Source organism: Sporanaerobacter acetigenes DSM 13106, assembly GCF_900130025.1.
Lineage (GTDB): Bacteria > Bacillota > Clostridia > Tissierellales > Sporanaerobacteraceae > Sporanaerobacter > Sporanaerobacter acetigenes.
The window spans coordinates 1-15562 of sequence record NZ_FQXR01000014.1; the positions used below are offsets into that span (position 1 = coordinate 1).

Annotated in this window: 13 protein-coding genes and 2 rRNA genes; all 15 read left to right on the plus strand. The window is 32.1% G+C overall.

Going from position 1 to position 15562, the window contains the following annotated elements; translation table 11 throughout:
• Positions 1-97, plus strand: a 23S ribosomal RNA gene (locus BUA21_RS11455); the annotation flags it as partial.
• A gap of 50 nt (positions 98-147) precedes the next feature.
• A 5S ribosomal RNA gene (rrf, locus tag BUA21_RS11460) occupies positions 148-266 on the plus strand.
• A 131-nt stretch (positions 267-397) separates the two neighbouring features.
• On the plus strand, positions 398-907 hold the full coding sequence (locus tag BUA21_RS11465; RefSeq protein ID WP_072744976.1) for a thioredoxin family protein: 510 nt from the start codon (positions 398-400) through the stop codon (positions 905-907).
• An 18-nt stretch (positions 908-925) separates the two neighbouring features.
• Positions 926-2089 (plus strand): putative glycoside hydrolase, encoded by a 1164-nt coding sequence (locus BUA21_RS11470; protein ID WP_199229090.1) that lies wholly within the window; start codon positions 926-928, stop codon positions 2087-2089.
• Between the two features lie 168 nt (positions 2090-2257).
• Positions 2258-5752 carry a TSCPD domain-containing protein gene (locus BUA21_RS11475; RefSeq protein ID WP_072744977.1) on the plus strand — a complete coding sequence of 1165 codons (3495 nt, stop codon included), beginning with the start codon at positions 2258-2260 and terminating at the stop codon, positions 5750-5752.
• A 12-nt stretch (positions 5753-5764) separates the two neighbouring features.
• Positions 5765-6634: a radical SAM protein gene (locus BUA21_RS11480; RefSeq protein ID WP_072744978.1), complete on the plus strand. Its 870-nt coding sequence runs from the start codon at positions 5765-5767 to the stop codon at positions 6632-6634.
• 256 nt (positions 6635-6890) lie between these two features.
• On the plus strand, positions 6891-8156 hold the full coding sequence (locus BUA21_RS11485) for a uracil-xanthine permease family protein (protein WP_072744979.1): 1266 nt from the start codon (positions 6891-6893) through the stop codon (positions 8154-8156).
• A 121-nt stretch (positions 8157-8277) separates the two neighbouring features.
• Positions 8278-9510: a BaiN/RdsA family NAD(P)/FAD-dependent oxidoreductase gene (locus BUA21_RS11490; protein WP_072744980.1), complete on the plus strand. Its 1233-nt coding sequence runs from the start codon at positions 8278-8280 to the stop codon at positions 9508-9510.
• 16 nt (positions 9511-9526) lie between these two features.
• Positions 9527-10339, plus strand: coding sequence for a Cof-type HAD-IIB family hydrolase (locus tag BUA21_RS11495; RefSeq protein ID WP_072744981.1), 813 nt, complete (start codon positions 9527-9529; stop codon positions 10337-10339).
• 181 nt (positions 10340-10520) lie between these two features.
• The gene (locus tag BUA21_RS11500) at positions 10521-11486 is read left to right on the plus strand and encodes a sugar-binding transcriptional regulator (protein ID WP_072744982.1); all 966 of its coding nucleotides are present in this window, start codon (positions 10521-10523) and stop codon (positions 11484-11486) included.
• Between the two features lie 8 nt (positions 11487-11494).
• Positions 11495-11863 carry a transcriptional regulator GutM gene (locus BUA21_RS11505; RefSeq protein WP_143147165.1) on the plus strand — a complete coding sequence of 123 codons (369 nt, stop codon included), beginning with the start codon at positions 11495-11497 and terminating at the stop codon, positions 11861-11863.
• Between the two features lie 126 nt (positions 11864-11989).
• Positions 11990-12505 (plus strand): PTS glucitol/sorbitol transporter subunit IIC, encoded by a 516-nt coding sequence (srlA, locus tag BUA21_RS11510; RefSeq protein WP_072744984.1) that lies wholly within the window; start codon positions 11990-11992, stop codon positions 12503-12505.
• 41 nt (positions 12506-12546) lie between these two features.
• On the plus strand, positions 12547-13530 hold the full coding sequence (gene srlE / locus BUA21_RS11515) for a PTS glucitol/sorbitol transporter subunit IIB (protein ID WP_072744985.1): 984 nt from the start codon (positions 12547-12549) through the stop codon (positions 13528-13530).
• A 48-nt stretch (positions 13531-13578) separates the two neighbouring features.
• Positions 13579-13932, plus strand: coding sequence for a PTS glucitol/sorbitol transporter subunit IIA (locus BUA21_RS11520; protein ID WP_072744986.1), 354 nt, complete (start codon positions 13579-13581; stop codon positions 13930-13932).
• Between the two features lie 262 nt (positions 13933-14194).
• A complete protein-coding gene (locus BUA21_RS11525; protein WP_072744987.1) occupies positions 14195-15490 on the plus strand; it encodes an NAD(P)H-dependent oxidoreductase in 1296 nt (431 codons plus the stop codon).
• The last annotated feature ends 72 nt before the right edge of the window (positions 15491-15562 follow it).

A 15562-nucleotide genomic window follows, 5' to 3' on the forward strand; every position in this document is an offset into this window, starting at 1 on the left:
GTAAGACTCCAAGTAGACCACTTGGTTGATAGGTCCCAGGTATAAGGGTAGCAATATCCTTAGCTAAGGGATACTAATAAGTCGAGGGCTTGACCAATTATCTTACTGTGCAGTATTTTCAAAATTTAAAATTGCCGAAAGGCTATACCTGGTGATTATAGCAAGAGGGTCACACCTGTTCCCATACCGAACACAGAAGTTAAGCCTCTTTAGCTGCCGATGGTACTTGGGTGGTAACGCCCTGGGAGAGTAGGACATCGCCAGATTACATAAAAATAAAAGCTCTATCTCGTAGGTCGAGGTAGGGCTTTTATTGTAATCAAAACATTTATATATTATAATCTAACTAGTTGAACAATAAAATGTATTGTATAGAAATATAAAGGGGTGATTATTAATGGAGGCTAAAAAAATATTTGAAAGAGGAATTTCGTTTAAAGATTTTGTAAATATGGATTCAAATTCTTATAGAGATAAAACATTAGAAATTTATAATGGTGTAAGTTTTGAAGAAAAAAATATAGAAAGAATAAAAAGCATAGATAAAAAGATAAATATTTTGATTTGTGCAGAAATTTGGTGCCCAGATTGTATGATAAATGTGCCTATTGTGGAAAAGATGAGACAAATAAATGAAAATATCCACATTTCCATAGTTGGCAAAGAAGGAAATGAGGGATTTTTTAAAGTTTTTAACAGTGAAGAGAATATTGTGAGAATACCTACTTTTGTATTTTATGATAAATATTTCACTCAACTGGGTAGTTTTGTAGAAAGACCTACTTGCATAAAAGAAGTATACAATAGTGGAAATCAGCCATCTGTTATTGTGACCATGAGAAAATATAAAAAAGGTGAATATGCAGAAGAAACCTTGAAGGAAATACTGAAAAAAATAGGGTATTAGGATTGTGAGGTGACATTGTTGGGAAAAGGATGTAGAAACATATTTATATTTGCCACAATAATTATTTTGTTTTCTTTCTTTTATGTTGACAATTATTCACATTCTACAGGATTTTCTAAAAAGGATTTTTTAGTTCAACCAGATACCAATTGGGCTCCATATAAAGAAAAGGTAGAAGTAAAAGGCATATATCTTACAGGAAATACAGTAGGATATAAAGATAGATTTGATGAACTGATAAGATTTATTGATACTACAGAGATAAATGCAGTAGTCATAGATATAAAAGATGATTTAGGAGAAATAACATACAATACAGATTTGGATTATCTAAAAGATATAGGAGCAACAAACAATATTAGAATTGAAGATATTGGTGAAGTGATGAGCATATTGAGAGAAAAAGATATATATCCTATAGCTCGAATAGTGACTTTTAAAGATAGAAATTTGGCAAGCAAAAGACCTGATTTAGCCGTTAAATCCAAGGAAGGAACTGTGTGGAGAGACAATAAGGGGGATGCTTGGCTCAATCCTTACAACAAAGAGTCCTGGGAATATCCTGTAAAAATAGCTGAAGAAGCGGCTCTTAAGGGGTTTAAAGAAATTCAATTTGATTATGTAAGATTTCCAACTGATGGTAAAAGAGATTTTATAGATTATGGACAAGCTATAAAAGATATTCCTATGGAAGAAGCTATTGGAGAATTTCTTAAGTATGCGAAAGAAAGACTGGAGCCTTTGGGAGTTTATGTGTCAGCAGATGTTTTTGGCTTGGTAACAACTTCAGAAGATGACATGGGATTAGGACAATATTTAGAAACGATAGCTACAAGTGTAGATATTGTATCACCCATGGTTTATCCATCCCATTATGCAATGGGTAGTTATGGAGTTAGATATCCAGATGCAGAGCCATATAAAATAGTTTATAAGAGTGTTACAACTGCTGTAAATAGAATAGATAATATTCATACAAATGATAGAAAAGCTATTATAAGGCCTTGGCTTCAAGACTTTTCAGCTCCATGGTTAAAGAAGCAATATGGTTCTTATTACACAAAATATGGAGAAAAACAGATAAAGGCTCAAATACAGGCTTGTTATGATAGTGGTGTAAGAGAATGGATTTTTTGGAATGCATCAAATAAATATACATTAGATGGGTATGAAAGAAAATAATATGATAATATAACTAAAACTAAGAAAATCGACTAAATGGGTAGAATATATATCTATATCAAAAAAAAACTGTCATTAAACTCTTTTGACAGTTTTTTTTGATAATGTTACAATGTATTGTATTATGGAGAATGATATATACTAAATATAGATATTGGAGGTGTTTTTATGGAGCTTACAGATAATGCGAAGAAAGTTCTTGAAAGAAGATACTTGACGAAAGATAGTACTGGAAAAATTGTAGAGACTCCTGAACAAATGTTTGGAAGAGTAGCAAATTCTATTGCTGAAGCAGATAAAATATATGATGAGGATATAGATGTAAAAAAGGTGGCTCAAAAATTTTATGATATGATGATTAATTTAGAATTTATACCAAATTCGCCCACCCTTATGAATGCAGGAAAAGAACTTGGGCAATTGTCAGCTTGTTTTGTTTTGCCAGTAGAAGATTCTATGGAAGGCATTTTTGATGCAATAAAAAATGCAGCTCTAATACATAAAAGTGGTGGTGGTACTGGATTTAGTTTTTCGAGACTTAGACAAAAAGGTTCTTCGGTTAAATCAACTGGTGGAGTTGCTTCTGGCCCTGTTAGTTTTATGAAAGTGTTCAATTCGGCTACTGAAGCTGTGAAACAAGGTGGTACTCGTAGAGGAGCAAATATGGGAATTTTGAGAATAGACCATCCCGATATAATGGAATTTATTGAGTGCAAAAGAGATACTAGTGAAATAACTAATTTCAATATAAGTGTTGGGATTACTGAAAAGTTTATGGAAGCTGTTCAAAATGGAGAAGATTATGATTTGATAGATCCTCATACCAAAATGTCTGTAGGAAGCTTAAATGCTAAGGAGGTATTTAAACATATTGTAGAAATGGCTTGGAGTACAGGAGAACCTGGAATAGTATTTTTAGATAGAATAAATAAAACTAGCCCAGTAAGAAAATTGGGAGAAATAGAAAGCACTAACCCATGTGTTACTGGAGATACTTATGTCTCAACGGAATATGGTTTGATGAGAATTGATGAAATATATAACAAATATGAGAATGGTGGACTTATTATAGCTACTGATGATAGAGTGCCTATGACTCAATATGAAGTAGTAAATGGCGGAAGTGTTGCTGAGACCATTCCATGTATGGAATGTGATGGTGTTTCTTTTAATGGAATAACTAAGGTATATAATAATGGAGAAAAGGATGTATTCAAGTTAACTACAAAATCTGGTTATGAAATAAAATCTACTTATGATCATAGATTTTTAACACCAGAAGGTTGGAAAGAACTTAGTGAAATAAAAAATGGTGATGAAGTTTTAATACAATCTGGAGAAGGAGTTTTTTCAAAAGAGTATAATCTTCCTTTTAGAACGGAAAACAGTTATGTTGGTGGTAATGGAAGAATGTATGAGTTGAATCTGCCTAATAAGTGGTCTAAGGAACTTGGGCAAACTTTAGGTTGGCTTATGGGTGATGGTTGGTTAAGAGATGATCCTAAAAATCCGAGAGCAGGGTTTGTTTTCTCAGAAGATGATATAGAGATTTTAAATTATTTAAAACCAATTATAAATAATATGTATGGTAAAGATATCAAAGAAGTTGAAAGAAAAAATGGAGTTTATCATCTTTCATATCATAGTAAATACTTTGTAGAATTTTTCAAAGATTTAGGGGTAAAACCTGTTAAATCAGGAGAAAAAGAAGTGCCCCAAAGTATATATAATGCTCCATATGAGGTAGTTGTAGGATTTTTGCAAGCTTTATTTACAGCGGATGGAAGTGTTAGAGACAATCCTAAAGCAAATAGTTCTTGGGTGGTTCTAACATCTAAAAGTAAAGAATTATTAAAGGGTGTGCAAAAATTATTGATCAATTTGGGAATGAAGAGCATCATATTAGATCGCTCCAGAGAGCCAAGAGAAGGAGTATTTAAATATACTACTGTAAATGGGGAGGAGAGGCAGTATGATTGTGATGGTGTGTTGTATGAATTAGGTATATTCGGAAAATCCCGGGATAGATTTGCAAAAACTATAGGATTTATGTGCGAGAAAAAACAAAGAGCTCTTGAGAGCATAGGATTTAAGTCTTTTTATAAAGAAAAAAACTATGATAAGGTAATTTCTATTGACTATATTGGAAAAGAAACAGTATATGATTTGACAGAGCCTACTACACATTCTATGATTTGTAATGGAATAGTGGTTCACCAATGCGGGGAGCAGCCACTTTTGCCTTTTGAATCTTGCAATTTAGGTTCAATAAATCTAGCTAAGATGGTAGTAGAAGGTTTAGAAGGATATGAGATTGATTATGAGAAATTAGAAGATGTTGTTAGAAATTCAGTACATTTTTTAGACAATGTTATAGATATGAATAAGTATCCTCTAACGGAAATAGATGAGATGACTAAAAAGACCAGAAAAATAGGCCTTGGAGTTATGGGATTTGCAGATTTATTGTTTTATTTAGGTATTCCTTACAATTCAGATAAAGCTGTGAATTTGGCAGATGAATTGATGGGTTTTATTGATAGAATATCTAAAGAAGAATCTATGAGATTGGCAGAAGAAAGAGGAGTATTTCCAGCATATGAAATGAGTATTTATCATGAAAATGGAATGAAGATGAGAAATGCAACTACAACTACTATTGCTCCAACGGGGACTATAAGCATTATAGCGGGAGCGAGCAGTGGAGTGGAACCACTATTTGCTATATCTTTCATTAGAAATGTAATGGACAATGACAAACTATTAGAAGTTCATCCATACTTCGAAAAAGTTGCCAAGGAAAGAGGATTCTATTCACAAGAATTGATGGAGAGAATAGCTAGAGAAGGGACTATTCAACATATTGAAGAAATCCCCGAAGATGTAAAGAAAGTGTTTGTCACAGCCCATGATATAATACCATTTTGGCATATAAAGATGCAGGCAGCTTTTCAAAATCATGTAGATAATGCGGTTTCTAAAACTGTAAACTTTAAAAATGAAGCAACAAAAGAAGATGTAGAAGAAGTATATATACTAGCTTATAAATTGGGTTGTAAAGGTGTAACTATCTACAGGGATGGAAGCAGAGAAAATCAAGTTTTAAGTACTGGAAAGAAGGAAAAGAAGCGAGAAGTTATTGTAGGAAGTCTTCCACTTGTCAAACCAAGGATGAGACCAGAAATAACAAGGGGTATAACCGAAAAGGTAAAGATAGGATGTGGAAATTTATATATAACTGTCAACTATGATGAAAATGGGATATGTGAAGTATTTACAAATTTAGGGAGAGCAGGAGGTTGTCCAAGCCAAAGTGAAGCTACTAGTAGACTCATATCTATAGCATTGAGATCAGGTATGGATGTAGAAGAAATAATAGAACAGCTAAAGGGAATCAGATGTCATTCTACATTAAGACAAAAGGCCACAAACAAAGATATAAAAGTGCTATCTTGTCCAGATGCTATAGGAAAAGCATTGGAGAAAGCAATGGATACTTATGTTCAGGTGGAAGATCCTATTATAGATGAAGATTCTGTAGATGAACTTTCTAGCACAAAAGAAGAAAAAACTTCAGCTTTATGCCCAGAATGTGGAAATCCCATAGGGCATGAAGGCGGGTGCACTATATGCATGAATTGTGGATATTCTAAATGCAATTAAAGGAGAGATGTTATGAGATATGAAGGAACACTTTATAGACCTCCTAGTGAAGCATATAGCCTAATAGTTCAAGCAACTATAGGATGTTCTCAAAACAGATGTACTTTTTGCTCTATGTATAAAGAAAAAGATTTCAGGATAAGAAAAACTAGAGATATAGTAGAAGATTTAATATTAGGAAGACAAGAGTATAGAAAAGTAGAAAAGATATTTTTAGCTGATGGAGATGCATTGATTATAAAGACAGAAGAATTGTTAAAGATATTAGAAAAAATAAAAACAATTTTTCCTGAATGTAAGAGAGTAGGAATTTATGCTTCACCTAAATCAATACTTGGAAAGAGTACAGGAGAACTCATAGAGTTACGAAAATCAGGTCTTGGAATTGTATACATGGGAGTTGAATCTGGAAGTGATTTAATTCTTGAAAAAATAAAAAAAGGAGTCAATTCTTCTGAAATGATTGCTGCTGGTAAAAAAATAAAAGAAGCAGAAATTCCACTATCTATAACTCTTATATCTGGTCTTGGAGGAAAAGAATACTCCATGGAGCATGGGGTAGAATCTGCTAGAGTAGTAAATGAAATGAATCCAGATTATATAGGGTTATTAACTCTTTTAGTAGAAGAAGGAACAGAACTTTATGATGATGTTTGGAATGAAAGGTTTAAATTGTTAACTCCTAAAGAAGTTCTTTTAGAGACTAGAGAATTTGTACAAAGGTTAAATTTAGATAATTGTATTTTTAGAAGCAATCACGCTTCTAATTATGTAGCATTAGGAGGAACATTAAATAAAGATAAAAATCTTATATTAGAACAAATAAAAGAAGGTCTTAAAATGGAAGGCCTTGAAGAGGGAGAAATATTTAGGAGATTATAAAAATAAGTGTTGCAATATATGAAATATGGTGCTATAATTGAAAAGAAAAAAAGGAACACAAATCTTTAACTCAGTCCTGTGAGACTGGCAAGATTGTGATAGAACGGGTTTTTATGTAAAAAACTTCTTGCTAGTTGCAAGAAGTTTTTTATTATCATTATTGCAATCAAATATTGTGAACCTTTTAATTTAGTCCTGTGAGGCTGAAAAAGGAGATTAGAAAATCTCCTTAAAACTAAAAATAGGAGGTTTTTTTATGACTGAAAACGTGATTAAAGAGAATGTATATGAGAAAGAAGAAATAAGTCTTAAAAGTTCATCAAGAAAAGTAGTATTGGCACTTCAACATTTAATAGCTATGTTTGGAGCCACAGTATTAGTTCCAATGCTTACAGGTCTGAATCCATCCATAGCTCTTTTTTCAGCAGGAATGGGAACCTTGATATTTCACCTATGCACAAAGGGAAAAGTACCAGTATTTTTGGGTTCTTCCTTCGCTTTTATACCAGTAGTTTTGGCTGTAAAAGAAATGTATAATGGAGATTTATCTTATGCCCAAGGCGGAATGCTTGTAGCAGGACTTATATATGTAATAGTATCCTTTCTGATTAAGAAAATAGGTGTAGAAAAAATAGAAAGATATCTTCCTTCACAAGTAGTAGGACCAATGATTATAGTTATAGGAATGAATCTTATTCCAACAGCAATAGATATGGCTAGTAACAATTTTTTAGTAGCAGGAATTACATTGGGAGTGGCACTACTTGTGAACTTTAAAGGGAAAGGATTTTTTAAGCAATTGGCAATTTTAACTGGAGTAATAGTTGGATACTTGGTATCCTTGAAACTTGGTTTAGTAGACTTAAATTTAGTAAAGGAAAGTCCAGTATTTTCATTACCACCTTTCAATTTACCCAAATTTGATATAGGAGCGATAGCTATAATAGCACCAGTAGTGCTAGCAGTATTCATGGAACACATAGGAGATATCACTACAAATGGTCAAGTAGTAGGAAAGAATTTCATAGAAGATCCAGGACTAAATAGGACACTACTTGGAGATGGTCTTGCAACTATGGCAGCTTCATTAATCGGAGGACCTGCAAATACAACTTATGGAGAAAATACAGGAGTACTTGCGTTAACTAAAAACTATGATCCATCTACCTTGAGATTGGCAGCAGTATTTGCTATAGCATTGGGATTTGTCTCAAAAGTAGGAGCATTTTTAAGTACGATACCAGTACCTGTAATGGGTGGAATAAGTATAATGCTTTTTAGTATGATATCTTTAGTAGGAGTACAGACTATAAAAAATAGCAAAGTGAAATTTAATTGGAAGAATATAATAGTTATGTCTACAATAATAGTTTTAGGTCTTGGCGGCAGTATAATAGAAAAGAAATTTGGAGTAGTCATAGGAATACCTATAAATGAAAGTGTAAAAATTTCAGGTTTAAGCTTTGCAGCTATAATAGGTGTGTTGCTAAATGCAGTGCTAAATAGAAATGTAAATGAATAATATATAAATAATATGAAACGAAGGTCTTCCTTAAAAATAGGGGAGGCCTTTATTTTTGTTTTAAAGATATTATTTTTTGATATAATATATAAAGACTGATAAAATTAAAAGGAGTTTTGTTATGAAGGCTAAGGACGTAATAATTATTGGTGGCGGAGCAGCTGGTATTATGGCTGCAATTGTAGCGAAGAGACAAGGGGCAAATGTAGTTGTTCTTGAAAGAAATCCAAGAATAGGTAAAAAGATATTGGCTACAGGAAATGGCAGATGCAATTATACAAATTCATTCACAGATATCAAAAATTATCACGGGAAAAATTCAAGGTTTGCATATAGTTCTCTTTCTCAGTTTGGAGTAAAAGAAACCATAGATTTTTTTGAAAGACTAGGGATTGCTCATGCAGTAGAAGATAATGGAAAAGTGTTTCCTCTATCCTTTCAAGCTTCAAGCGTACTAGATGTTTTAAGATATGAATTAGAAGAACTTGGAGTAGATATTATTTGCGATGCCTATGTAAAGAATATAGAGAAAGATAAAAAAGGTTTTTTAGTAATATTGAAAGATGGAAGAACAAAAAATGGAGATGCAGTTATATTGGCTACAGGTGGAAAAGCTATGCCTTCTTCTGGTTCCGATGGGAATGGCTATGCTTTAGCTAAAAATTTTGGTCACAACATTGTAGAAGTGTTTCCAGGATTGGTTCAATTGAAATTAGAGGGAGATTTCCTAAAAGCCATTGATGGAGTGAAAGTAGTGGGTACAGCAACCCTTTTACATAGAGGAAAGACTGTAAAACAAGATACGGGGGATATCTTATTTACTAATTATGGCATATCAGGGCCACCAGTACTGCAGTTAAGTAGAAGTGCATTAGAAATTTTAAATAAAGGGGAAAAGCCAATACTTAAAATATCCATAATAAACACTAAGAAAAAAGAAGAATTATTTGAATATCTCAAGATGAGATTTAGCTACATGTCCAAAAAAAGTATCGATATTGCTCTTATTGGTCTCATAAATAAAAGATTAATAAATGTGATCTTAAAAGAGATAAATATTGATAAAAATAAAAAAGTTGCTAATTTATCTAATGAAGAAATAGAAGAAATAGCTAATATTTTAACGGATTGGAGGTTTAAAGTGATTGGGAGTAAATCTTGGGATGATGCTCAAGTTACTGCTGGAGGCATAAATACGAATGAAATAGACAGTAAAACCATGGAATCTAAATTAATTAAAGGTCTATATTTTGCTGGAGAAATGGTTGATATAGATGGAGATTGTGGAGGCTTTAATCTTCAATGGGCTTGGTCGTCTGGTTATGTAGCTGGAATAAACGCAGCATTAGATTAAAAAAAGGAGGAAAAACATGTACAAAATACTTGCATTAGATTTAGATGGTACACTTTTAGATCCAAATCATGAGGTATCTAAAACTAATATAGAAAACATAAGTAAATTGATGGATAAAGGTGTAAAAATCATATTGGTTTCAGGAAGAGAACCTTCTTCTATAGCACCTATTGGTAGAAAATTAGGATTAAAGGATTGCTTGGTTGGGTTTAATGGAGCTATAATTACGGATTATACAGGAGAAAAAGTAATATATGAACAAAATATAGATTCTGAGGTGACGAAAGAAATAATTGAAATATGTATGGAAAAGGATATATATAATGTAGTATTCATAAGGAATAAGCTATATGTATCCAATAAGGATGACGATAGATTTAAATTATTTGAAAAATATACTACTACTGAAATAGAAGAAGTAGAAAATTTATATGAATTTCTTGATAAAAGCAATTTATGGGAAAGTGTAGGAAAGATATTGCAATCGGGAGACAATGAAATTTTGACTATGTTTAAAGAAAAGAATCTATCAATATATAGAGATGATATTACAGCTGAATTTTCTCTTCCGTTTTTTTTAGAAGTGTATAATAGTGGAGCAAGCAAGGGACATGCCATGGCTAAGATAGGAGAAACCTATGGTATAGATAGAGATGAAATAATAGCTATTGGCGATGGTGAAAATGACATTTCTATGATTGAATATGCAGGTGTGGGAATAGCAATGGAAAATGGATTGGACATTGTTAAAAAAAATGCAGATTTTATAACTTTATCGAATAGTGAAGATGGCGTGAGCTATGCTATTAAAAAATACTGGGGAGAGTAGATATCTCCCTATTTTCTTTAATTGTATTCATTTTTATATTTTGTAAAAAACTATTTAAAAAATTTAGAAATGCAATTTAAATGGTTAAAAAATAAACATAGCTTGACTATTAAGTAGAGTATGAATAGAATATACATGAAAATAGTTTTAGAGTATGAAAAAAAATTCAAGGGTGATTGATATGAGTAAAAAAAAGTATGATATGAGACTTATGGTTAAATGTGCACAGATGTATTATGATGAAGAATTAAATCAAGCGAATATAGCAGAAAAACTTCAAATTTCTAAATCTTCAGTTTCTAGAATATTATCTGCTGCCAAAGAAGAAGGAGTAGTAAAGGTTGTAGTAAATAATCCATTTAAGGATGAAAATATAAAACTAGAAAAGCAACTAGAAGAAAGATTTGATTTAAAAGAAGCAATAATTGTTGACAGCATGTCAAATGATTATGAAGAAATAAAGAAAGAATTAGCTAAAGCTGCTGCAGATTATTTGGAAAGAATCATTAAAGATGGACAAATCATAGGTGTGACTATGGGAACAACTTTATGTAAGATTCCCATGTATGTAAAAAACGACAAGAAGCATGATGTTACTTTTATTCCATTGCTTGGAGGAGTGGGCGAGACAAATGTTGAGATTCATCCCAATAGTATTGCACTTAATTTAGCGAAAAAATTCAGGGCAGACTGTAAATTGTTACATGCTCCTTCAATAGTAGATAATCCAGATAGGAAAGAAATGTTTGTACAAGATAAGAATATACAGTCATTTTTTGATTTAATGAAAAGGGTTGACATAGCAGTTGCAGGAATAGGTTTTCCTTTGGAAAATACTTCTACATTGGTGGAAAGTGGCTATTTTACAATGCAAGATATTAAAGAATTAGAAGAACAAGGAGCAGTAGCAGATATTAGTATGCTATTCATGGACAAATATGGGGATGGAAGTTCTTTTGAGTCTAACAAAAGGGTTATAGGTATGAATTTAGAAACCTTAAAAAGGGTTCCATTAACCATAGGAATAGCTGGTCATGAGCATAAGAGCAAAGCGATTTTAGCTACTCTTGTAGGGAAATATATAGATGTACTTATAACTGATGAAAATACGGCGGAGAGCGTTTTAAAGCTATCAGACACATATTGATTAGGTAGGTGAGAAAAATAAGCGATTTATTAAAAATAATGATATTTATATTTGGAATGTGGATGCTTCAAGGAATTTTAGCTTATTTTCAAATCAAGCATTTTAGAAAAGTTGTAAATGAGATGAAAAAACAAGGAAAAGTTTTAATTGGTCAACAAAAAGGGAAGTTAAGTGCAGGAAGTATAGTGGTTTTGGCAATAGACAAGCACAACAAAGTAATAAATGCTCAAGAAATGAGAGGAATAACTGTTTTCGATAAATTCAGAGTTAAAGATGAGTTTATAAATAAAAGTATAGATGAGTTGAAAAGAGAACTCCCAAATATGAAAAATAAAAAGAGTAGTTTAGCTTTAAAAAAAGCTATTGAACAATTATAGAAATAATTGTTCAAAAAATCAGCAAATATTGAAAATACAAAATTTTCACAATTATAAAAAACAAGAAAGGAGGTAAAATTTTCAATTCAGTAAAAATAATATTTAAAAAAAGAAAGGAGAATGATTATGGAGGTTTTAGCAAGAGGAGCTGAAGGATTTATAGGCTTATTTCAACAAGGTGGAGAAACGTTTGTAGGATTGGTAACAGGCATACTCCCAACATTAATTGTATTGATAACTTTTGTAAATGCCATAGTAAAGATTATAGGAGAAGACAGGGTTCAAGGTGTAGCAAAAAAAGCAACAAAAAATGTAATTACAAGATATACATTGTTGCCACTAATAGCAGTTTTCTTTTTAACTAATCCTATGTGTTATACTTTTGGAAAATTTCTAGATGAAAAATACAAACCAGCTTTTTATGATGCAGCAGTATCTTTTGTTCATCCTATAACTGGACTTTTCCCACACGCTAATCCAGCAGAATTATTTGTATATCTTGGTATTGCAGAAGGGATAAAACAGTTGGGATTACCATTAGGACAACTTGCTGTAAGATATTTTCTAGTAGGACTTATTGTTATATTTATGCGTGGAGTAGTTACTGAATTTATTACGGCTCGTATGTTAGGCAAGAAATAAGACTAGGAAATTACATTAAAAAATGAATGGAGGTAAAGTCTATGGCTTATAAAACTATAAAGATAAAAAAAGGATCTGGTGGTTGGGGTGGTCCATTGATTATAACTCCACAATCTGGGAAAGATAAAATATTGTCAGTTACTGGTGGAGGAGTTAGTCCTGTTGCAGAAAAAATTGCAGAACTTACAGGAGGAGTTGTTGTTGACGGATTTAAGACAAGCGTTCCCGATGAGGAAGTTTTAGTTGCTGTTGTAGACTGTGGTGGTACTGCAAGATGTGGAGTATATCCAAAGAAGAATATCTATACAGTAAATTTAATGCAAGTTGGACAATCAGGACCATTAGCTAAATATATAAAAGAAGATATTTATGTATCTGGTGTTACTGTTAAGGACATAATGGTTGTTGATGATTTAGAAATGGATGTTAATAATGAAAATGTAGCATCAAAAATTGAAGTGAAAGAAACAGAAAAAAAGACTACTCAAACACAGAAAAAAGGAAATATTGTTGAGAAAATAGGCAAAGGTATTGGAAATGTAGTAGGAATATTTTATTCAGCGGGTCGTGAAGCAATAGATTCTGTTATCAAAAACATATTACCTTTTATGGCTTTTGTTTCTATGTTGATTGGTATCATAATAAAAAGTGGAATTGGAGATGCGATTGCTAAAGTTATTGCTCCTTATTCTGGAAGCATAGGAGGATTGCTAGTTATATCTATAATTGCAGCTATACCAGTTCTTTCACCATTGCTTGGACCTGGAGCAGTTATAGCACAAGTAGTAGGAGTTTTGATTGGTGTTGAAATAGGAAAAGGTAATATTCCACCTCAATATGCATTGCCAGCATTGTTTGCTATAGATCCACAAGTTGGTTGTGATTTTATACCAGTAGGATTGAGTTTAGGCGAAGCGGAGCCTGAAACAGTAGAAGTAGGTGTTCCAGCAATATTATTTTCAAGATTGATTACTGGTCCTATATCTGTTTTGATAGCATACTTATTTAGCTTTGGCTTATATTAATATATAAAAACGTTTTACTTGATTATTATCTAAGACAGGAGGAGACCTATGAAGTATTCAGTTAAAGTAGTTAAACTAGGAGAAATGGTAGAAGAATTTATTGGAGAAAAAATGCTAATCATTTTCAATGAAAATGCCCCAGAAGAATTGGCTGAAATCTCGGTCTTACATACAAAAGATGTGTTGAAAGAAGATGTAGAAGTAGGAGATACAATGACTATTGGAGATGTGAAGTATGAAGTAGTAGCAGTTGGATGGGAAGCTAATAAGACTTTGAGAGAATTAGGACATTGTACATTTAAGTTTAAAGATTCTGATACTGCCGATTTGCCGGGGGTTATAAATTTAAAAGGAGAAGAACTAAAAGAAATAAAAATAGGAGAGACCATTTCTATATACTAAATAGATGTATCTCCCCAAAAAAAATAAAATGAATTATGTTTACAAGTATAGTATACCAAAAAATGAAAGATAAAGAAATCCAAAATTGTGGATTTCTTTATCTATTCTAAATTGAGTATTTAATAAATATAGATAAAAAGAAAGCCGAATAGTTATTGACTATTTGGAGGTGTAATATTATAATCAATGTGAAATAAATTTAATAGTGTGAAATAAATTTCAAATACATTATCAAATATTTTTAAAAATAGGAGGAATTAAGATGTTAGGACTTAATACTAAACTTGCCAAGTTAGAAGAAGAAGGTAAAACCATTAGAGTTGGGTTGGTTGGAGCTGGCCAAATGGGCAAAGGTATGGTTAGTCAAATGAAATTAATGAAAGGAATGACTCCATCATTAGTAGTAGATATAAATCTTGACAATGCAGTGGAATCATTTGTATTAGCTGGAATAAGTAAAGAAGACATAGTTGTTGCTAAAACTCTAGAAGAAGTAAATGTAGCAATGGAACAAGGTAAATATGTAGCAGCACAGGATTCAGAATTTGCAGTTAAAGCAAATCTTATTGATTCAGTAGTTGATGCAACTGGTGTTCCAGATATTGGAGCAAAGCTAGCCATAGATTCAATCTTCAATAAAAAACATATTGTTATGTTAAATGTAGAGTCAGATGTAGTAGTTGGACCAATACTTAACAAGATGGCTAGAAATGCAGGAGTAGTATATACAGGAACTGCTGGGGATGAACCAGGAGCTGTTAAAGAATTATATGATTTTGCTGATGCAGCTGGATTTGATGTTTTAGCTATTGGAAAGGGAAAAAATAATCCTGTAAATTTGGAATCAACTCCAGATAGCGTTCGTGAACAAGCTTTGAAATCAGGAGTTAGTCCTAAGATGCTTACTTCTTTTAAAGATGGTACAAAGACTATGGTTGAAATGACTTGTATGGCTAATGCTACAGGATATATTCCAGATGTAAGAGGCGGTCATGCTCCAGTAGCTAAAGTTTCAGAATTGCCACAAGTATTTAGATTGAAAAGTGAAGGTGGAATTTTAAATCAATATAAAATTGTTGAATATGTAAATGGAATCGCTCCTGGAGTATTTATAATTGTTACAAGTAAATTGCCACAGGTACATCATGAAATGCAATATTTAAGCATGGGTGAAGGACCTAACTATGTACTATATCGTCCATATCATTTAACAAGTCTTGAGACACCTTTAACAGTAGCCAAAGCAGTTCTTGACAATGAGCCAACAATCATACCTATGGATGGAAAACCAACAGCTGAAACTATTACTATAGCTAAAAAAGATTTAAAAGCTGGAGAAAAATTAGATGGAATAGGCGGATTTACAGTATATGGAAGCATAGAAACTTATGAAATATCAAGAAAAGAAAATCTAGTGCCCCTTGGATTAATCAATAAGAATACTGTGATGAAGATTGACGCTAAAAAAGGTCAACCAATTACTTATGATATGGTTGAATTAGATAAGACTACTTTAATATACAAACTTAGAGAATTGCAAGAACACGTTATAGGATAAAAAACATAATATAAAAAAAGTGAGAATCAATTTAAAATTGATTCTCACTTTTTTTATACCTTGTTTTCAAGA